21 protein-coding genes are annotated in these 20,589 nt (G+C 50.4%); all 21 read left to right on the top strand.

Features of this window, described 5'->3' with window-relative positions:
* Window positions 1-30 precede the first annotated feature (30 nt).
* The 21 genes from ACN0S4_RS04605 (at window position 31) to rng (ending at window position 20,587) form a co-directional block, all read left to right on the top strand.
* Window positions 31-978 carry a hypothetical protein gene (locus tag ACN0S4_RS04605; RefSeq protein ID WP_417656522.1) on the top strand — a complete coding sequence of 316 codons (948 nt, stop codon included), beginning with the start codon at window positions 31-33 and terminating at the stop codon, window positions 976-978.
* Window positions 975-1,634 (top strand): PilN domain-containing protein, encoded by a 660-nt coding sequence (locus ACN0S4_RS04600; protein WP_417656521.1) that lies wholly within the window; start codon window positions 975-977, stop codon window positions 1,632-1,634. Before ACN0S4_RS04605 ends, ACN0S4_RS04600 begins: the two co-directional genes overlap by 4 nt.
* Window positions 1,631-2,275, top strand: a complete 645-nt coding sequence (locus tag ACN0S4_RS04595) for a hypothetical protein (RefSeq protein ID WP_417656520.1) — start codon at window positions 1,631-1,633, stop codon at window positions 2,273-2,275. Before ACN0S4_RS04600 ends, ACN0S4_RS04595 begins: the two co-directional genes overlap by 4 nt.
* Window positions 2,262-2,621 carry a hypothetical protein gene (locus ACN0S4_RS04590; RefSeq protein WP_417656519.1) on the top strand — a complete coding sequence of 120 codons (360 nt, stop codon included), beginning with the start codon at window positions 2,262-2,264 and terminating at the stop codon, window positions 2,619-2,621. The genes ACN0S4_RS04595 and ACN0S4_RS04590 overlap by 14 nt, the downstream gene beginning before the upstream one ends.
* The gene (gene mshL / locus ACN0S4_RS04585; protein WP_417656518.1) at window positions 2,618-4,252 is read left to right on the top strand and encodes a pilus (MSHA type) biogenesis protein MshL; all 1,635 of its coding nucleotides are present in this window, start codon (window positions 2,618-2,620) and stop codon (window positions 4,250-4,252) included. The genes ACN0S4_RS04590 and mshL overlap by 4 nt, the downstream gene beginning before the upstream one ends.
* A 7-nt stretch (window positions 4,253-4,259) precedes the next feature.
* A complete protein-coding gene (locus ACN0S4_RS04580; RefSeq protein WP_417656517.1) occupies window positions 4,260-5,177 on the top strand; it encodes an ExeA family protein in 918 nt (305 codons plus the stop codon).
* The gene (locus ACN0S4_RS04575; protein WP_417656516.1) at window positions 5,174-6,292 is read left to right on the top strand and encodes a tetratricopeptide repeat protein; all 1,119 of its coding nucleotides are present in this window, start codon (window positions 5,174-5,176) and stop codon (window positions 6,290-6,292) included. The genes ACN0S4_RS04580 and ACN0S4_RS04575 overlap by 4 nt, the downstream gene beginning before the upstream one ends.
* A gap of 1 nt (window position 6,293) precedes the next feature.
* Window positions 6,294-8,063 carry a GspE/PulE family protein gene (locus ACN0S4_RS04570; RefSeq protein ID WP_417656515.1) on the top strand — a complete coding sequence of 590 codons (1,770 nt, stop codon included), beginning with the start codon at window positions 6,294-6,296 and terminating at the stop codon, window positions 8,061-8,063.
* Window positions 8,056-9,282, top strand: coding sequence for a type II secretion system F family protein (locus ACN0S4_RS04565; RefSeq protein WP_417656565.1), 1,227 nt, complete (start codon window positions 8,056-8,058; stop codon window positions 9,280-9,282). The genes ACN0S4_RS04570 and ACN0S4_RS04565 overlap by 8 nt, the downstream gene beginning before the upstream one ends.
* A gap of 101 nt (window positions 9,283-9,383) precedes the next feature.
* Window positions 9,384-9,971 (top strand): type II secretion system protein, encoded by a 588-nt coding sequence (locus ACN0S4_RS04560; protein ID WP_417656514.1) that lies wholly within the window; start codon window positions 9,384-9,386, stop codon window positions 9,969-9,971.
* Between the two features lie 58 nt (window positions 9,972-10,029).
* Window positions 10,030-10,602 carry a prepilin-type N-terminal cleavage/methylation domain-containing protein gene (locus tag ACN0S4_RS04555; protein ID WP_417656513.1) on the top strand — a complete coding sequence of 191 codons (573 nt, stop codon included), beginning with the start codon at window positions 10,030-10,032 and terminating at the stop codon, window positions 10,600-10,602.
* A gap of 113 nt (window positions 10,603-10,715) precedes the next feature.
* Entirely contained in the window at window positions 10,716-11,228 is a 513-nt protein-coding gene (locus ACN0S4_RS04550) for a prepilin-type N-terminal cleavage/methylation domain-containing protein (RefSeq protein WP_417656512.1), read from the top strand.
* Window positions 11,225-11,749 carry a type IV pilus modification PilV family protein gene (locus tag ACN0S4_RS04545; RefSeq protein WP_417656511.1) on the top strand — a complete coding sequence of 175 codons (525 nt, stop codon included), beginning with the start codon at window positions 11,225-11,227 and terminating at the stop codon, window positions 11,747-11,749. Before ACN0S4_RS04550 ends, ACN0S4_RS04545 begins: the two co-directional genes overlap by 4 nt.
* A complete protein-coding gene (locus ACN0S4_RS04540) occupies window positions 11,746-12,552 on the top strand; it encodes a PilW family protein (RefSeq protein ID WP_417656510.1) in 807 nt (268 codons plus the stop codon). The genes ACN0S4_RS04545 and ACN0S4_RS04540 overlap by 4 nt, the downstream gene beginning before the upstream one ends.
* On the top strand, window positions 12,536-12,952 hold the full coding sequence (locus ACN0S4_RS04535; protein WP_417656509.1) for a hypothetical protein: 417 nt from the start codon (window positions 12,536-12,538) through the stop codon (window positions 12,950-12,952). The genes ACN0S4_RS04540 and ACN0S4_RS04535 overlap by 17 nt, the downstream gene beginning before the upstream one ends.
* Complete coding sequence (locus ACN0S4_RS04530) at window positions 12,939-15,902, top strand: DUF6701 domain-containing protein (RefSeq protein ID WP_417656508.1); 2,964 nt, start codon at window positions 12,939-12,941, stop codon at window positions 15,900-15,902. Before ACN0S4_RS04535 ends, ACN0S4_RS04530 begins: the two co-directional genes overlap by 14 nt.
* A 146-nt stretch (window positions 15,903-16,048) precedes the next feature.
* Window positions 16,049-17,092: a rod shape-determining protein gene (locus ACN0S4_RS04525; protein ID WP_169930553.1), complete on the top strand. Its 1,044-nt coding sequence runs from the start codon at window positions 16,049-16,051 to the stop codon at window positions 17,090-17,092.
* An 8-nt stretch (window positions 17,093-17,100) separates the two neighbouring features.
* Window positions 17,101-18,012: a rod shape-determining protein MreC gene (gene mreC, locus ACN0S4_RS04520; protein WP_417656507.1), complete on the top strand. Its 912-nt coding sequence runs from the start codon at window positions 17,101-17,103 to the stop codon at window positions 18,010-18,012.
* Complete coding sequence (mreD, locus tag ACN0S4_RS04515) at window positions 18,002-18,484, top strand: rod shape-determining protein MreD (RefSeq protein ID WP_417656506.1); 483 nt, start codon at window positions 18,002-18,004, stop codon at window positions 18,482-18,484. Before mreC ends, mreD begins: the two co-directional genes overlap by 11 nt.
* Before the next feature lie 9 nt (window positions 18,485-18,493).
* The gene (locus tag ACN0S4_RS04510) at window positions 18,494-19,111 is read left to right on the top strand and encodes a Maf family protein (RefSeq protein WP_417656505.1); all 618 of its coding nucleotides are present in this window, start codon (window positions 18,494-18,496) and stop codon (window positions 19,109-19,111) included.
* Window positions 19,112-19,114: 3 nt separating this feature from the next.
* Window positions 19,115-20,587, top strand: a complete 1,473-nt coding sequence (rng, locus tag ACN0S4_RS04505; protein ID WP_417656504.1) for a ribonuclease G — start codon at window positions 19,115-19,117, stop codon at window positions 20,585-20,587.
* Window positions 20,588-20,589: the final 2 nt, after the last annotated feature.

The raw sequence follows: 20,589 nt of genomic DNA, 5'->3' as shown, positions 1-20,589 counted from the left end.
TGAGACGATTCACTCAAGGGAAATAACAAATTGCTGAAGTTATTGCGCAGCCGGACTAAGAACGAACATAGCGTTGTATTCGCCCTGTCGAATTCAGCGGTTAAAGTCGTTGTCGCTCGTTGGCTCAATAACACCCCAGAATTAATCGTTTCCGATCAGCTTGAAGTACCGGCGCAAGACTACGCGGCGGCAATGTTGCAACTCGCCAATCAATACAGCCGGTTTACCAAGGGTGACCCACAGCTCGCTATCGTGCTCGAGCCCAGTTTGTATCAGAGCGTGGCCGCTGACCGTCCAAACTTACAGGAAGAAGCCGAGATTGCCGCTGCACTGAAATACAGCCTGCGCGATCTCGTCTCATTGAATGCGGCTGACATCATCGCGGATTATTACGAACTGCCAATCCAACTGCCAAACCAGTCGAAGATCAACGCTATTGTGGCTGATCGGCAACTGCTGCAACCACTGGTCGAAATAGCTCTCGATATATCAGATGAGTTTGTCGGTATCTTCCCAGCTGAGTTAGCGCTACCAGCGCTTATTGAAACAGCCTCTGAGCCCGTTGTGATTGCCTATCAAAGTGGCCAAGAGCCAGCGCTTTTGCAAGTCAGTCGGGACTCGACCCTTCAAGTGAATCGTGTGGTTCGTCCGCTGGAGAAACTCAGCGAGTTGAGTTCTGATGAGATTAAACTCGGTGGTCTACAACCGCTATCTGTCGAAATTCAGCGCTCAGCCGATTATTTTGAGCGACAACTGCGTCAGCGTCCTATCAAAAAGGCCTTACTCGCGGCGGCGCTGCCTAACCTTGCAGAAGTGACTCAGCAACTCAGTGATGATCTTGGTTTGACTGTTGATGTCTGTCCTTACCCTGCTTGGGCGCAGGAACTGGCGGCTGGAGACTTTAGCGATTTTGCTGCGCTTGGCGGATTGCTACTACTGCAACAAGGTCAGGACAAAGCGAAGGAGGATGCAGCATGAAGTTGATTGCAAACCTCTACGTTAATGAACTCAGACCACGCCATGAGCGCTATACATTGCCATTTGCTGCGGCGATTTGTGGCGGTCTTGCGGTTGTTTTAATCATTGCCAATATAGTCGGTAATTGGTGGTTGGCCGCAGAACAAGAATCGGCGCGGTCGCTGCAAGTCCAAATTCAAGATCAGCAAAAATTACTCACGGTGCAACAAGAACTGTTAAAGCAGCGGACCAATGATCCGACCTTGCTTACTGAAAAGGATCAGTTAGAGAAAACCATTTCGCAACGGCAGCGCTTGCAGCGACAAATGCAAATCGTTCTTCAATCAACTGATGATCAAGTTCCGGAGCTCTTGGCCGATATAGCCAGAGTAGATGCAGAAGCCATTTGGTTGCAGCGCATTAGTTTGCGAGATGGTGAACTAACCTTAAGTGGTTATACCCAGCAACCTGCAGAATTACCATTGTGGATTGAACGTTTCGCAGAACATGAAAGTTTGCAAAATCGGCAGTTTGGTGTGTTCGATTTACGTGTTGCGAATGACAGTGCTCTCGAATTCACAGTCGGTACGCTACCTGCAGCAAGTTCGCGTGGACAGACCGTTCGCTCGGAAGATCCACAGGTGCTCCCACAAGTCGCTGCTGGGGGGCAACAATGAAAGAACAGTGGTTAAAGTGGCAAGAACAATTTTTAACGTTACCCGAAAATCGGCGTCGCTTTTGGATGCTGTTCGTGATTGCTATTGTGCTCTATATCGGTGTGTGGATGAGTCTATTGCCGCTGTACAACGAAATCAGTACTGCTCAAGCTCGCCAGCAACAACAGCAGTCACAGTTAGTTGGTATGGAGCGTGAATTGGCATCTATCCAACGTTCATTAGCTGGCGATCCTGCTGCAGCATTGCGGCGTAACATCGAGCAACTGCAAGAGCGCTTGGCCCGTATTGATACGGAGCTAGAGGCTTCCTCCAGTTACGTAGGTGCCGCAGATAACCGAGAATTTTTGAAGCAGTTATTGGCCGCTGCAGATGGTGTCACTATCCAATCTGCGCTAGCGATGCCGGTTGAGGTGGTCTATCAAGATCAAGATCAGCCAGACACAGCAATCTACAAACATCGGTTGCAGGTGAAGTTGACTGGTACGTATTTCGCCGTGCAGCAGTATTTTGCCAAGCTCGATAAATTGCCGTGGACCTTCTACTGGCAAAGCATGGACTACAGCGTACGTACGCATCCACATGGAGATGTACTGATCGAGCTTTATACCTTGAGCCTGGAGCGGAATTATGTGGCGAGTTAACGTCCTAATCCTCTTGCTCTTGAGTGGCGCTGCAGTGGCACAACAGTTGAGTGATCCGACGGCACCGCCGCGCTATCGCGCGCAAGTAGCAATGTCTTCGGTAACTAATTTGCAATTACAATCAATTCAATGGTTTGGCGATTCAAAAATGGCACAAATTAGTGGTCAAAGGGTGCGTGAAGGCGATAACCTAAACCAATATCAGGTGCTAGAAATTGAACTTCATCAAGTTCGATTAATGAATCGAGAAGAACAACAAGAGGTGACTTTGTCGTTATTTTCTCCAATTAAATCAGCTGTGAATTCGCAGTCAGAACAGAAGTCAGGGGAGTTGATTATTCAATGAGACTACTGACCTGTACCTTGATGTCACTGCTGCTAACTGCATGCGCTTATTCGCCGGATCGAGAGCCGGCAGAGTTGCATCGTGCGTTAGAATCAGGAACGCAAACTCCCCAACCGAAAACGCGGCCACCTTTACCAGATTCCGTGCGCGCAGCCATTCAGGGGTCTCGCGACAGTCAGCTCCAAGCACAAGGCGAAGCTTTGCTTGCAGAGCCGCGTTTTTCTGTATCTGCGAATAATGTTTCGGCGCCTGACTTTTTTGCGGGTCTTGCGGCGGACTCCCCTTACAACATTGTTTTGCACCCAGATGTCAGTGGCAGCATAACAGTGAGTTTAAAGGACGTTACTTTGCAAGAGACGCTGGCCGTGGTCAGCGACATTTACGGCTATGATATTCGCCAAGAAAATCGGATGATTCGTATTTTCCCGTCTGGTTTACGTAGTCAAACCTTCACGTTCGATTACTTGTCTATGCAGCGCAGTGGTTCCTCATCCACCAGTATTTCTAATGGTGGAGTACGCGAGAATGACCGCAATCAAAGTAACCAAGGCACCAACACCAATACGAATAACCGCAATTTAGGTAATGAAGCTGGCGGCAATAACAATAACAATCAGAATTCTGGTGGTTCGCAAGCGAATGGTTCGTCAATCTCAAGCAGTTCATCGACTGATTTCTGGGGTGAGATAGAGCAAATCATCGAAGGCATTATCGGTGATGGTGATGGCCGACGTGTAGTGTCAGCACCTCAGGCGGGCTTGATTACGGTAACAGCACTGCCACAAGAACTGCGTGCAGTCGGCGACTTTTTGGCAAATGCGCAGGAGCGTTTACAGCGCCAAGTTATCCTTGAGGCTCGTATTGTTGAAGTCTCTCTGAATGACGAATATCAGCAAGGCATCAATTGGAGCGACTTGTTCCGCATAGGCAATGCCACCGGGACTATTGGCTTCTCTGGTTCAGCGATTGCAGCGCCGAATGGTGTTTTTGGTATGTCACTGGATGTCGGTGATTTCAGTGGCGTTCTGAACTTGCTACAAACCCAAGGTAATGTGCAAGTGCTCTCTAATCCGCGCATTTCTGCATCAAACAATCAGAAAGCGGTCATTAAAATCGGTGAAGATGAATACTTCGTAACCAACGTTTCGACAACCACGGTCACAGGAACAGCAACCACCAGCACACCAAATGTCGAACTGACTCCGTTCTTCTCGGGCATCTCGTTGGACATCACACCACAAATCAGTGATTCGCAAACGGTCACGCTGCATGTGCATCCGTCGGTTGTGCAAACGACGGCGCAAGAGCGCGTCGTGAAGTTGCAAGATGACACGTTGGTGCTGCCATTGGCGCAAAGTAATATTCGTGAAAGTGACACTATTGTCACTGCTCGCAATGGCGAAGTAGTGGTGCTCGGCGGCTTGATGCAAAGCAACTATACTGAAAGCGAGACCAAAGCACCGTTGCTCGGCGATGTGCCTGTGCTAGGTAACTTGTTTAAGAATAAGCAGCGTCGCGAAACCAAGAAAGAATTAGTGATTTTGATTCGCCCGATTATTGTTGGCGCCGACTCATGGAACACGGAGCTCGAACGCTCCTCGGATTTATTAAAACAGTGGTACGGGAACTAGCACACGCATGTATCAGAACCACTACGGGTTGCGTGAACTGCCGTTCACGCTAACACCGAACACCAGTTTCTACTGTGATCTCGACGGGCATCGTTCGGCGCTCGAGGTCTTGTTGACCGCTTTGGAAACCGGTGAAGGGTTCATTAAAGTTGTAGGTGAAGTCGGTACCGGCAAAACATTACTCTGCCGTAAGCTGCTGAATGAGCTACCCGAACAATTTGTATCTGCCTATATCCCGAATCCCTACCTCAATCCAGCCGAACTACGCGAGCAGATTGCGCGTGAGTTACAGGTTGAGATTGATGACGAGCATAACCAACAGTTGCTCACCCAAGCTATTCAACAGAAGTTGCTGGAAATCAACCAGCAGGGCAAAACTGTAGTCATTGTACTCGATGAAGCACAAGCACTGCCGTCGGAGAGTTTGGAGGCTTTACGGCTCATTTCCAATTTAGAAACGGAGAGTCGTAAGCTACTGCACATTGTGTTGTTTGGTCAGCCTGAACTCGACGAACGACTGGCGCAGCGCGAACACCGCCAGTTGCGTCAACGTATTTCGTTTAGCTACAACCTGCATGCCATGTCCATACATGAATTAGCGCGCTATATTTCGCACCGTTTACATGTGGCTGGCTACAAAGGTCCACCTATTTTCAGTGGTAAGGTCGTGCAGCAGTTGCATGAAGCGAGTCGTGGTATTCCGCGTCTTGCTAATGTGTTATGCCACAAGGTTCTGCTGCTCTGCTACGGTGAAGGAACCTATGCAGTCCTCCCTAAACATGTCAAAACGGCGGTTGCTGATACTGAAGATGTCGAGCTAAACCCAACCGCCTGGGGCGTATGGATTGGCGTAGTCAGTGCAGTTGTAATTGCTGTTACTGGTTTCTTTGCCTACCGCCAAGGCTGGCTTGGAGGCTGGCTGTGAGCGTCATTAATCGGATGTTGCGTGACTTAGATCAACGCCAACAACAGCAGTCAAAAGGTTCCTACACACCCGCTGCGGTAGCACCACAACCACTGCATTGGACCTGGATGATTGGCATTGCCGTAGGTACAGCAGTGGTGATCATTGTTCTCTTGAATATCTATTGGTGGCTGACCACGGATACTGACACCGTAGTGCAAACGGTTGAAGCTCCGGTCACGAATCAGCCAACCGTTGTTCCTGCAGCTGCAGAGGAACCGACGAACCCAGTCGATGAAAAAGCGGAAACCGAAAGTGAAACTGCTAGCAAGCCTGCTTTGCAGCGCGGGCCAGTAAAACCACGCGAACTTGTCCAGATCCCGGCATCGTCATCCGAGTCAGCAGCTACGGAATTGGAAGAGGTAGCAGCGGAAGCTGAACCCGCAGTGAGTGATGACACCCTTTCACAGAGAGCAGTGGCAGTTGAGCTTGAACCTGAAGCCGAAGTTGAAGCGCCCGATGATACCCCATCAACGTTTGCCGTCGAGCGGGTGCAACTGAGTCCGAATGAGTTAGCCGAGACTAATTTACAGAAAGCGCGCAGTGCACTGCGGCGCGGCGAGCGTGAACAGGGCCAAGAATTATTGGAAAAAGCACTCACCGTAATGCCTGAGCACGTTGCCGTGCGCAGCGAGTTGGCGGCTTATTGGTATGGTCGCGGTTTCGCGACACGAGCTGTCGCGATCTTACAACAAGGGCTGGATCGGGTGCCGCAGCAAAGTCAGTGGCAACTCTTGCTCGGTAGAATTCTTGAGCGCATGGGGCGCATTGAAGATGCTTACATTGCGCTGCAGTCTTTGGATTCGAGTACAGCTGAATATTCCGATTTACTCGAAGTTCGTGGAAACTCGGCAAACCAATTAGGTTACTTCACAGAAGCCGCACAGGATTTTCTGGCGCTAGCGAATTTGAACGGTGAAGGCCGTTGGTGGTTAGCAGCTGCAGTTGCGTTTGAGGACGCAGGTGAGCCAGCAGCAGCGCTAAGGGCCTATCAGCAAGCAGCATTCGCGCGTGACCTGGGTGTTGATGCGCGACGTTACGCGGAAGATCGCTTGCAGGCGTTGGGAGGCTCTTAACATGCGTCCACGTCTGAAAATGCGCCTCGGTGATCTGCTGGTTCAAGAAGGCATCATTAAAGAAGCTCAGTTAGAGCAAGCCCTCAACGACCAAAAGCAGAATGGGCGTAAGCTCGGTGTGACGCTGATTGATCTTGGTTTGATTACCGAACACGACTTGCTCGAGTTCCTTGCCAAGCAGCTGAATATTCCATTTATCCAACTGTCAGAACGGAAAATCCCGCCGGAAACGGTCAATTTGTTACCTGAAATTCAGGCGCGGCGGCATCGTGCGCTGGTAGTAGAGGCATCAGCGAGAGAGGCCACCGTAGCGATGTCGGATCCTGCCGACTTAGCCGCTATAGATGCGATTTCGCAGGTGTTGTCGCCACGTGAAATCAGCCTCGTTGTTGTCCCCGATCATGAGTTGCTGTCAGCATTCGATAACTTATACCGGCGCACCAAAGATATCGCGCAGTTTGCGAGTCAGTTGCAGACGGAGTATGAGGACACATCTGAGTTTGATCTGGGCTCATTGTCCTTGGATGACGAAGATGACGATGCCACCGTCGCGAAGTTATTGCAGTCTATTTTTGCCGATGCGGTGCAAGTACGCGCATCGGATATTCACATAGAACCTGATAATAATGCGCTTCGCATCCGCATGCGGGTCGATGGTGTCTTACAAGAAAACGTCTTACGCGAGACGAATATCGCGAGCGCCTTATTATTGCGCTTGAAGCTAATGTCCGGCCTCGATATTTCGGAAAAGCGGCTGCCTCAAGATGGCCGTTTCCATATTAAAGTGCGGGACCACGCAATTGACGTGCGGGTATCCACACTACCAACGCAGTACGGCGAATCCTGCGTCATGCGTTTGCTCGACCAGTCCGCGGGACTTTTGAATCTTGAACAAACGGGTATGCCTGATGAGATCCTGAAACGCGTGCGCCGCTTGATTCATCGTCCCTACGGCATGTTAATTGTTACCGGTCCAACAGGTTCTGGTAAAACCACCACACTCTATGGTGCACTCAGCGAACTGAATCAGGCTGAGAAGAAAATCATTACCGTCGAAGATCCGGTGGAATATCGCCTGCCTCGAATCACCCAGGTTCAGGTGAATTCGAAGATTGGTCTGAATTTCTCGAATGTACTGCGGACCACATTACGGCAAGACCCCGACATCATCATGGTGGGTGAGATGCGTGATAGTGAGACCGTTGAAATTGGTCTCCGCGGCTCCATTACCGGTCACTTAGTATTGACCACACTGCACACCAACGACTCGATTACCAGCGCATTGCGCTTAATCGACATGGGTGCGGCTCCATATTTAGTCGGTGCTGCGTTACGTGGTGTGTTAGCTCAGCGTTTGATCCGCCGTGTTTGCGAAAGCTGCAAACAGCCGCAAGAATTAGAGCAACAAGACATCACATTGCTGCGACGCATGCGTCCCTCATTGCCAGCCGATGGCAGTGGTTTTGTTCACGGTCGTGGCTGTCGAAACTGCAACCATACCGGTTACAAAGGTCGAGTCGGTGTCTTTGAATTATTAGAAATGAATGAAGCCATGATCGACGCACTGCGCGACAGCAACATGCGCGAATTCGCGCAAGCAGCGCGAGAGTCGGCAGGGTTTCGTCCACTCGCCGACGTCGCACTCGACTATGCACGTGACGGCATCACCACCGTGGAAGAAGTATTGTTCTTGGCAGAAACCGTCGAAGAAAAAGAACTACGCATTGATACGGCGGATATAGCCGAGGTCGAGGAGGGCAATGATGGCTGATTTTAGTTATCGTGGCCGCGGCTCCGACGGCAAGTTAGTCTCTGGTATGGTCGATGCGTCAACCGAGTCTGGCGCGGCAGAGGTATTGCTCCGCCGGGGCGTGACCCCAATCGAAATCGCTTCAGCGAAGAGAGCTGCCGCAAAAGACTCGCAATCGCTGGAGTTGTTCAAACCAAAAGTTCGCGCTGAAGATTTGATAGTCTTCACCCGCCAAATGTATGCTTTGACCAAAGCCGGCATCCCCATGCTTCGGGCAATGGAAGGTTTGGCGGAAAACACCACCAACAAACGATTATCGGAAGTCCTGTTCGACTTGGTCGATCAACTTGAAAAAGGTCGGCAACTCTCAGCTGCGATGGCGATGCATCCGAAAGTGTTCCCACGCTTATTAGTGGCGGTGATTCATGTCGGTGAAAATACCGGTCAATTGGAAGAGTCGTTTGAACAGCTCTCCAGTTACTTAGGTAAGGAAGAAGAAACCCGCAAACAGGTCAAAGAAGCAACACGTTACCCGACCTTCATTTCCATTACCTTGGTCATTGCGATATTTGTACTGAATATTTTCGTGATTCCAACGTTCGCGTCAATGTTTGCAAGATTCGGTGTTGAGTTGCCTCTAGCCACGCGAATCTTGATTGGCACTTCTGATTTCTTCGTTGCTTATTGGCCGGCCATGATTCTCGGTATTGGCGTGACTTGGTTCGGTGTCGTTAAATACATAGGTACAGCCGGCGGAAAATTAAAATGGGACCATTTAAAGCTGAAGATCCCGCTCATCGGCAGCATTATTATGCGTTCATTGCTGTCGCGCTTTAGCCGCAGCTTTGCCGTGATGTTGCGCGCCGGTGTCCCACTCACACAAGGCCTGACGCTGGTTGCTGATGCCGTTGATAACTCGTGGATGGGCCGAAAAATCAATGACATGCGTCGCAATATTGAACGGGGTGAAAGTTTAACCCGAGTCACTAAATCCAGCATGTTGTTCACCCCATTAGTCCTGCAGATGATCGCAGTCGGTGAAGAAACGGGACGTGTAGATGAAATGTTGACTGAGGTCGCTGACTACTATGAACGTGAAGTCGATTACGACTTGAAAAGTTTGACAGCTAAGATAGAACCTATCATGCTGGCAATCGTTGCGGTTATTGTGGCAGTGATGGCGTTGGGTATCTTTATGCCAATGTGGGACATGATGAGTGCCTACCAAGGTGGCAGCTAGTAAAAATAACAAAATATAAACGAATACCCATAGCTTATATTATTTGAAAAAATGTATAGATGACTAGATAATAACCACAGTGTTGTAAGGGGAAGTTCCAAGTGCTACAAAACAGACAATCAGGTTTTACTTTAATCGAGCTGATTATTGTGGTGGTAATCCTTGGATTACTTGCAGCTTCGGCGTTACCACGATTCACCAGTGTCACAGCTGACGCTGAAGACTCTGCGCTTGAAGGCGTTGCCGGTGGCTTTGCTACTGCCATTTCTTTAGTGCGAGCAGAGTGGGAATTACGCGGCCGACCTGCCGGTAATACCGAAGGCGCTGGCGCTGAAGTGGTGATGGATGGTATTACCGTCAATGTAGATGGTAATACGGGTTTCCCAGTCAGTGGCAACAGTAATTTGGATGCCCATGACGAGAATTTAATTGCTGACGATTGTCGAACCTTAATGCAGGCTATACTGCAAGGAGCGCCAACCGCCACTACCAATTTTACCCTACTGGGTGAAAACCGTTATTTCGTGGCTCGCGAAAATAACGGGACGAATGATATTTGCGTCTATTACTTAGCAAATACCATTAAAAGTCGCACCGCTGCACCGGCGGGTGATGACTATCTGAGCGTGGGCAATGCGTTTGTTTACAATCCACGCACCGGTGGGGTAAGCATTTACAGTAATAACTGATTTTAGATTTATACTTATAATTGGGGTTTATCCTCTTAAAAATGGAAGGAAGTGCGTTATGAACTCACAAAAAGGTTTTACATTGATCGAATTGATCATTGTTATCGTGGTCCTGGGGATTTTGGCAGTCACCGCTGCGCCTCAGTTCATTAACTTCGGAGCTGATGCTCGTGAAGGTACACTAGAAAAAGTTAAGGCGTCGATGATCTCAGCTGGCGACATTATTTATGGTAAGTCGCTGATTGAAGGTAATGAGACTTTGGGTATTGATGATAATGCGACCGTTGGCAACATTACCGATGATACTTATCCAACTGCTGATACCTATGAGATCCAGTTCGGTTACCCAGCACCAACGGCGCTGGGCATAGTAGACGGATTAAACCTTAGTTCAGGTGATTGGGACATTGGTTATGGCGGCGCTTCAAAAGATCCTGTTGGTCCTGAACTGACTGATACTGTGCGTATTTCTCCAGCAGGCCGTAACGTTGACGACCCAGATGCTGCAGAGGCATGGCGCGTAACTCCAGGTATCGACTGGGATGAAATTACGAACTGCTATGTTGAGTACACTCCAGCAGCTTCGGCTGGCGCTCAGCCAACCATCACCATTACAGCGACTGGTTGTTAATAGCTTTTAAGAAAGGCGCTTCGGCGCCTTTTCTTTTCTTCAATATTTGGCTTGTCTTAGCCAGTTCTTGCCACGTATGATTTCTAAACCACTTTCACGCTAGGTTTCGAGCGATGGCAGCACAACCGTACCAATCCAATCAAGGCTTCACTATCATCGAGTTGGTGATTGTGGTCGTGGTGATTGGTATCCTCGCGGTTACTGCTGGCCCCGTCTTTTTCGGCCGTGAAGGTTTTGATGAAAGGTTTTTCCAAGCACGTCTTCACAGTGTCCTTCGGCTGCAACAGCAGCGCGCGATGCAAGACACCACGCAATGCTATGGTGTGCGCATCGAAGCCGACCGCTTCGGTGCCGTGGATGATTGCGCCGCAGTCGCCATTCCCAATCCGCTACCGAGCACCGGCAGTGGTATCTCCACGTCCGAAGCAGCGTCAGCCAACGTCACCATTGCCAGCTCCGCCGTAGCCGTTCCATACACACTAGCGTTTAATGCGCTCGGTTGTCCGATTGAAGCCCCCGGTATATGCGAAGATGCAGTGAATCACGAATTCACCATTACCGGTGTCAGCAGCCTCAAGGTCTGTGTTGGTCGCCAGGGCTATATTTATGTTGGGGCTTGCCCATGACGTCAAGCAAAGGTTTCACACTCGTCGAAATTATCGTGGGTTTAGTCGTGCTGGCAATCGCGCTCGTCGGCATCTCGTCGACGCTGTTTCAGCAATCCCGAAATTCGGTCGACCCCGTTTATCAAGTGCGAGCAACCGAGCTTGGACAGTCGTTACTGACCGAGATTTTAGCGCTCGACTTTGACCAAGCCAATTCGCAAGGCTCAAGCGCAAGCTCCTGTAATCCATCGCCACCACGGCAATGTTCCACAACACTCGGGGCTGAAGAATCCAATCGCGAAGACTGGAATGATGTCGATGATTTTGATGACTACACCACCGCAGGTGAACTACTCAGCGGTGAAACCATCAGTGATTTGTATCGTAACTTCGAGGTCTCCGTCGAAGTCTGCTACGCCGACAGTATTACGGGCAGCTGTGGACCTGATGCGACCATCGAAGACTATAAGCGTATTCAAGTTGATGTCACCACGCCAAATGGGCAAGTGATTACCTTTGCTGCGTATCGAGGTAACTTATGATACGCGCACAGCAGCAAGGTTTTACCTTAATCGAATTGATCATCGTGATTGTCTTGCTCGGTATTGTTGGCATTGGCGGTTATCAATTTGTTGGCTTCGGTACCCAAATATACGTGGATGCAGTAGCTCGTGATGAGCAAGTCAGCAAAGGGCGCTTCTTGTTAGAACGGCTCACGAAAGAGCTTGAAAATGCACTTCCAGCGAGTGTGAGAGTGAGTGCTGACTATCGCTGTATTGAATATATTCCGGTTATTTCTGGTAGTATCTATACACAATTACCATTTCAAACCAACCTCTTGCAGGTGGTGACTCCCTTCCAAGACGATTTTGAGGTAGGCCAACGCATTGCGATTTTTGCACAAACCGAAACGCATGCCTACGCGGATGACCGTCGGGTCAAGGAAATAACTGTCATTAATGCTGATACTCCCGCAGCGGGCTATACTGAATTTGAATTGGATCCGACCACGCGCTTTCAACGTGAAAGTCCGGCCAAGCGGTTTTATATCCTTGATGACCCTGTTAGTTGGTGCGTGACCACCACGAACCGGTTGGTACGATTCAGTGGTTATGGCGTTGAGGAAGATCAACCGGATTTACTGACTTTACCATTGACGGGTAGCGAAGACGTAATGGCAAACTTTGTCGTCAATAATGTCGCATTAGAGGCAGAGCGGCCGTTTCAGGAAGTGGCCAATGACGTCCGCCGTAAAACCATCGAGCTAGTGCTGATTATTGGCAGTGCGCGCAGTAATGAACGCTTAACTATGCATCATGGGGTGACCATTGTTAACTTACCCTAACCGTCAATCCGGAAGCGCACTGGTGGTCGCCATATTTGTCATTGTGGTGATGGCACTGATTGCGGTTGCGCTCTACAGTTTATTCGGCAGTGCCAGCAGTGCTACGGTGGCCAATGTCGGTGGTGCGCGAGCGAATTTTGCCGCGAAGAGCGCAACGCAAGAAGCCTTGTTGAAGCTATTCCCAGTTGGTGGCGGTGTTGCCGATTGCAGCGTAACCACCATACCCGCATTTGACTCCGAGGGGCTGCGAAATTGCAGTGCTGAAGTCACTTGTGCAGAAATAATTGTGACCGAACTCTACGCGACTTTGTATCGACTCGAAGCGGAAGGAAGTTGTGACTTGGGTACTGAAACCTACACCCGCAGAATATTGACGGAGGCCACCGATGCGAATGATTAAGTGGCTCGCACTGCTTACACTGCTACCATCGGTAGCATGGGCGGATACATATTTCCTGCCCGATGATATCGGTACCGGCGGTGGTCAAAACCCGATTCGCGACTGTGATGTTCCTGGAACCACTCAAACTATTGGCACAGTTACTTATCTGGATGTGGTGTGTACCGGAAATATTTCCCTCATTAACGGCAATAATAATTTTATTGAGTTCTCCGAGCCGGTGTATTGGACTATTACGGGTGACCTCGATTTACGCGGAACGGATATTAACATCGGTGGTTTAGCAACTGAGGTTGTTCTTTACGTTCAGGGTGACTTATCTGCTGGAAACAATGGGAATACGGTCAATGCTCAGCTGATTGTCGATGGCTCTATTCAGGTGGGCAACAATACAAGTTTTGACGGTGACCTCAACGTCAGCGGCAACGTTACCTTAGGCAATAACAGTACCATTGAAGGGAACGTGACCGTTGACGGTAACCTAGATACCGGTGAGAACGTGACCATTATCGGCAACGTCACCGCCGATGATATCACTCTCGGTCAGAACAATAATGTAGAAGGTGATTTAACTGGTGACGATATTATCATTTCTGGTGGGAACTCAACCGTAACAGGTACAGTGACCGGAACCGGTAACCTCACCAACGAAGGTACAGTTGACGGTGATGTCATCGTCAACTGTGACGACAATGAGGGCGAAACTGTCGTCAATAATGGTCAGATTACGGGTAACGTAAACTCCGGCTGTATTACCGACAACAACGGCGATGTCGACGGTTATGTGAACGCCCCTGATGGAAGTGATTACGGCGATCCCGGTGGTGGTGCCTGTGACTTTGGAGTCAACGAAGAAGACCCTTGTGCCGATCCGAGCGGCGACGTTGACCATTTTGAAATTGTGCATGATGGCGAAGGCCTGACGTGTTTAGCGGAGACCATTACACTGGTGCCCTGTATTGATGCGGCTTGCTCGGCAAGCGTCGCAGCTACGGGCACTTACACGCTGACCGCGACCGACGGTGTAAACACATTTACTGAAACTGGCAGCTTCCCGAGTGGTCCGGCGACAGTGCAACTGGCAGTGAGCGTAGCTGGTCCCTATACACTGTCTTTGCAAACCTCTGAGTCTTTCGTGACGCCGAATCAGTGTGATTTGGCTGGCGTTGACAATTGTGCCATCAACTTTGTCGATACTGGCTTTTTGCTAAGCGCACCAACCACTGCTCAAGCCGGCGTCGGTTTTAACTTGACCGTTGAAGCCATTCGCACGGATAACAATACCGGTGCGTGCGTGGCTGCACTGGATGGCGCGCAAGATATCGAATTAGCGATGACGTGTACTAATCCTATGACTTGTTTGCAGAATGCGACAACCGGTGCGACGACTATTTCGACTGCGCCAACTTTTGCGACGGTCAGTACTACTTTTACCGGCGGTATTGCGACACTACCTGTCGAGTATTCGGATGTCGGTGCGATTGATTTCACCGCTCGCAAAACAGTGGCCACGGCAGCTGAACTTACAGGTAGTCTTGACACTGATGTGATAGTAAGACCATTCGCGTTTGTAATTAGCACCGAGGCAGCAGCGGATGTGTCTGCGTTTTCGGCTGATTACAGCATTGCGCCCAAATATAAAATGGCTGGCGAAACCTTCCCGATTGCGGTTACTGCCGTCAATGCACAAGGTGCGACGACACCGAATTATGGCAATGAATCACCACAACAACGCCCACAGCTAGCCGGAACTCCGAACTATGTCGCACCAACCGGAGCTGGCGGTGCAGTGACGCTGGATGACAACTTAGCCTTTGATGGCAGTGGCACCGGAACTTATTCCAGTGCCACCGCAAGGTACAGCGATATTGGCGTGGTGGAGTTTTTAGCAACACACACCGGTGGTGCTTATTTAGGCACCGCAGATGTCACTGGTACTAGCGTCCCTATGGGTCGATTCTACCCAGCTTATTTCACCGCTAGTGAGGTGGTTCAGCCTACCTTCCTACCCGCGCAAGATGATTTTACCTACGTGGGACAACCGCTTGTACTGAGCGGTAATTTCCCGCAGCTTAGTTTGGCGCCTCGGAGTGTCCAAGGCACCCCTGTTACCAACTACCGTGATGATTTCTTCAAATACACGCCCGATTGGTCGCTGCGCAGTTATACGCATTCAACCACCTGCGACGCGCAAGGACCTTTTGCGCTGACTGGTTTTGGCGCTTCAACCGCCACCATAAACAGCGGTACAGATACAGATGTGGACGGCGAGTTTATTGCGTCACTGACCACTGAAGCGGGTTTGACCTATGTCCAGGATCCAGCGGTATACACTCCGCCATTTCAAGCTTGCGCCGAACTAACCCTGCCAGCCGCCAGTCTGACTGACAGCGATGATGTCTGCGTGAAAACCAGTGCTGCCGGTGCTTGCCTGAGTTATGTATTTACGCCACTGCAGGGAACCGAATTGTTAGACGGTCGGTTACGCTTACTAGCCAGCTATGGTCCAGCCAATGATACTTTGGAACTGGATTTCACCATCGAGTATTTTGATGGCGCCGGTTTTGTAAATAACATTCGCGATGACAGTACTTTGTATAGTGATGTGTGGATGCAACCCGAAGCAACGCGCTTTCAAAACTTTGTCTCAGACGAAAGTTTGACCGCTGCCGATCTCGAAGCGCAAACGCTGGTCGCGACGGCGATGAGTGATGGTACTGCCACCACGTTAGAGCCATTATTACTGGGACAAACGGCCGTTGAAGGATTGTCAGGAACCTTTGACTGGATTCTGAATCTGAATGATATCGGTTTGCCGTGGCTACAGTTTAATTGGGACGATGATTGCAGCCCTGCAATCAGTCCAGAATTGAATCCATGTGCGCCGATTGAATTTGGCGTTTTCCGTGGTAATGATCGAATTATCTATCAACGTGAATTGGGTTGGTAATGAATCGGTAAAACCGTGGTAATATAAGCCCCTCGCTGCTTGCCGTACGAAGCCCACATTGCTAAAGTGTGGTGATCAACCACTGTGCGCTGCATAGCAACACCAGAATCACGCATAAAAATTATTAAGTAGGGATTGGCCAGTCCATGTTTAAGAAACTTCGGGGTATTTTCTCCAACGATCTGTCGATCGATTTAGGAACAGCAAACACACTCATCTATGTCAAAGACGAGGGTATTGTGTTGAACGAGCCATCGGTCGTTGCGATTCGCCAAGAACGTTCAGGTGGACCGAAAAGCGTCGCTGCGGTAGGCCATGCGGCCAAACAGATGCTCGGTCGAACGCCGGGAAATATCAAAGCCATCCGCCCCATGAAAGACGGCGTGATTGCAGACTTCTATGTCACCGAAAAAATGCTGCAGCACTTCATCAAGCAAGTACATGACAGCCACTACTTCCGCCCAAGCCCACGTGTATTAGTGTGTGTCCCTTGTGGTTCTACCCAAGTTGAGCGTCGTGCAATTCGCGAATCTGCACTCGGTGCTGGTGCGCGTGAAGTGCATCTCATCGATGAACCAATGGCTGCGGCAATTGGTGCGGGTCTACCCGTTTCTGAAGCAACCGGCTCTATGGTTGTGGATATCGGTGGTGGTACAACTGAAGTCGCCATCATTTCATTGAATGGTGTGGTGTACTCATCGTCGGTACGTATTGGTGGCGATAAGTTTGACGAAGCCATTGTGAATTATATTCGCCGTAACTTCGGCTCACTGATTGGTGAAGCGACCGCGGAACGCATCAAGCATGAAATCGGCTCGGCATTCCCAGGCGATGAAGTGCGCGAAATTGAAGTGCGTGGCCGTAACTTGGCTGAAGGGGTACCACGCTCGTTTACCCTCAACAGCAACGAAATTTTAGAGGCTCTGCAAGAGCCACTGCAAGGCATTGTGAGCGCTGTTATGGTTGCTCTGGAACAGTCCCCACCTGAATTGGCGTCAGACATTTCTGAACGCGGTATGGTGTTGACTGGCGGTGGTGCCTTGTTACGCGACCTCGACCGTCTTCTCATGGAAGAGACCGGCATTCCAGTCATCATTGCTGATGACCCGCTCACTTGTGTAGCGCGAGGGGGCGGTAAAGCTCTGGAAATGATCGATATGCACGGCGGTGACCTTTTTAGTTACGAGTAGGCGATTGCATGCAATCGCTGTTTGAACGAGGTCCCACGCTCCGCACACGCCTGCTACTCACGCTGGCGTTTGCTGCCCTCATGATTTTTCTCGACCACCGGCTCAATACCATGCAGCCGGTGCGTTCGTTTTTAAGTACCCTAGTTGCACCTGTTCAATATCTAGCTGTGCTCCCTGAGCAAGTACTCGACCGTTTAGTGTATCTGGCACAAACAAGGTCGGCGTTGCGTGAAGAGAACGAAGCCTTGTCGCAGGAACTGCAAGAATTACAAATGGCCGTGCAACGGCTCAACTTCCTCGAAAATGAAAATGCCCGATTGCGACAGTTGCTCGGCTCCGATGTGCGCCAAACCTCACGGCGTATGGTCGCCGAGGTGGTTGCTGTTGCCACCGACCCGTTTTCTCACCAAGTTGTTGTGAACAAAGGTTTCGCAAATGGTGTGTATGAGGGCCAGCCGGTGTTGGATGATCGCGGAATTGTCGGACAAGTGCTCAGCGTTGGTCGCAATACCGCACGAATCTTGCTCTTAGCCGATCAAAGTCATGCCATTTCGCTGCGCGCTGAACGCAATGATATTCGGGTGCTGGCGCAAGGTTTTGGTGATTTACAACGCGTCGAATTGAAATTTATTCCGCATAGCACCGAATTGGAAGAGGGTGATGTGTTGCTCACCTCAGGTCTTGGCGGTGTGTTCCCCGAAGGCTACCCAGTGGCGCGAATTGTGTCGATAGACCGTGACGAGCGCCTGCAGTATGCCAAAGTACTCGCCGAGCCTTTCTCGCAACTTGACCGCATTCGTTCCGTGTTATTGCTATGGCCTGCTGATGCGACCGAATCGCCAGTTTATGATGAACCAGTTGACACTGAACTCGAAACCGAGCTTGAGCCAGCAACGGAGGCAGCCAACAATGTGGATTAAGTCTGGCCTAACACCTTTGTTGGTGAGCTACGTAGTAGCGATGGTGTTGACGGTGATGCCGCTGCCTTCGATGCTGGAAGCGTGGCGTCCCGATTGGCTCAGTCTACTCATCATTTATTGGTTGCTAGCTATACCGCACCGGGTCGGTGTGGGTACGGTACTTATCTTAGGTTTGCTCGCCGATATTCTCATGGGCTCGGTATTCGGTATTTATGCCACTGCATTACTGATCATGGCTTATCCTGCTATTCGTCATTTTCAACGGATCCGCAACTACTCCCTGACACAGCAAGCCATTATTGTCGGCATGTTGGTACTGGTGAAGCGAGCCATTGTGTATGAACTTGAACATGTCTTGAATGATGCTGTGTTCCAGTTGTCCTATATGTATCCGGTGCTGTCGTCGGCGATTCTATGGCCGTGGATGTATCTCATCCTGCGTCAGTATCGTCGTCGTTACGCCATTCGCTAGGAAGCTCTTATGGAACTGATCCTTGCGTCCGCATCGCCGCGCCGTCGCGAACTACTGCAACTGCTCGACCGTCCGTTTCAGGTTCTGGTTACCCACGTGCCTGAAGAACGGGAATCCGGCGAAGCGCCAACCGCTTATGTGCAGCGCTTAGCTGAAACCAAGGCAGCAGCAGGTTTCGCGTTGTGGCAGCAGCAACATCCCCAGCATGCGGCGATGGTGATCGGCTCCGATACCATAGTCACCGTCGACGACACTGTGCTCGAAAAACCTCAAAATGAAGCCGATTATCGTCGCATGATGGCGCTGCTATCCGACCGCAAGCATCAGGTTTTGACTGCGGTTGCAGTGACCGATGGCACGCAACAACAGGTCGCAGTAGTCAGCGCAACAGTGACCTTCAAAGCATTAACCGAAGCCGAAATTGCGGCTTATTGGCACAGTGGCGAACCCCATGACAAAGCAGGTGGCTATGGCATTCAAGGGCGCGCGGCCAAGTTCGTGACTCACCTCGAGGGAAGTTACCTGGCTGTGGTAGGATTACCCTTATATGAAACCGAACAATTATTGCAGGCGGTTGAGCACGCGCATGCGGCTGCAGACTCAACCTCCATCAGTAAAGGATCTTAGCCTGTGAGCGCAGAAATTTTAATGAACGTGACGCCAACCGAGACGCGCGTTGCGTTAATCGAGAATGGCATCTTGCAAGAATTGCATATAGAACGCCAAGCCAAGCGTGGTTTGGTCGGCAATATCTATGTCGGCAAAGTGTCACGGGTTCTGCCTGGGATGCAAGCAGCCTTCGTTGATATTGGCCTCGATAAAGCCGCATTCTTGCATGCGTCCGATATTGTGACGCACATTGAACAGGTCGAAGAAATTGATGCTAAGCCGATGCGTAGCACCGCCGATATCGCGCAACTGGTGCGGCCGGGGCAGCAAATTCTAGTACAAGTTATCAAAGATCCTCTGGGTACCAAAGGCGCACGTTTAACCACCGACATCACTATTCCGTCACGCTACATGGTGTTGATGCCGCAATCGCCTCATGTGGGTATTTCCCAGCGCATCGAAGATGAAAAAGAGCGTGATCGACTCAAGCGAGCGGCTGAACCGTATTGCGATAGCGAAGGGGGCTTTATTGTCCGCACCGCTGCCGAGGGTGCCAGCGACGAGGACATTAGCCGTGATGCCGCCTTCCTGCGGCGGCTTTGGGACACCATCCAAAAACGCCGTAAAGCCATGCGTAAAATTGGCCTGGTGTATGAAGATTTGAATTTGTCGTGTCGTATTCTGCGCGACTTTGTCGGCGAACAGATTGAGCGGATCCGAGTCGACTCGCGCGTTACTTTTGATCTGCTCAATGAATTTGTGACCGAATTTATCCCTGAGCTTACCGAAGCGCTGGAATACTACACCGGTGATCGGCCGATCTTTGATTTGTTCGACGTTGAAAACGAAGTACAACGCGCCTTGGACCGCAAAGTGGACCTCAAATCGGGTGGCTCCATTATTATTGACCAAACCGAAGCCATGACCACCATTGATATCAATACTGGCGGCTTTGTCGGGCATCGGAATCTCGAAGAAACCATTTTCAACACCAATATTGAAGCGACCCAAGCGATCGCACGACAGCTGCGACTGCGTAACTTGGGTGGCATTATCATCATCGACTTTATTGATATGCAGAACAACGACCACCGCAAGCGGGTTCTGCACAGCTTGGAACAGGCACTGGCAAAAGACCGTGCGAAAACCTCCATCAACGGATTTACCACGCTCGGTCTGGTCGAAATGACCCGTAAGCGTACCCGCGAAAGCCTGGAACACGTGTTGTGCTCCGAGTGCCCGGTCTGCAGTGGGCGCGGCAGCATGAAGACCGTGGAGACGGTGTGCTACGAAATTATGCGCGAAATCGTCCGCGTGAATCGTGCGTATGCAGCCGACCATTTTGTGGTTTATGCTTCACCGAAAGTAGCCGATAGCTTGCTCAATGAAGAGTCACACGCGCTGGCGGAACTTGAGGTCTTTATTGGCAAGCAAGTGCGCATTTCGATTGAACCGCTCTATAACCAAGAGCAATTTGATGTGGTTATGATGTAACT

The organism is Pseudidiomarina aestuarii (assembly GCF_048263735.1).
Classification (GTDB): Bacteria; Pseudomonadota; Gammaproteobacteria; order Enterobacterales; family Alteromonadaceae; genus Pseudidiomarina; species Pseudidiomarina aestuarii_B.
This window is presented reverse-complemented; position numbering and strand designations above follow the sequence as displayed.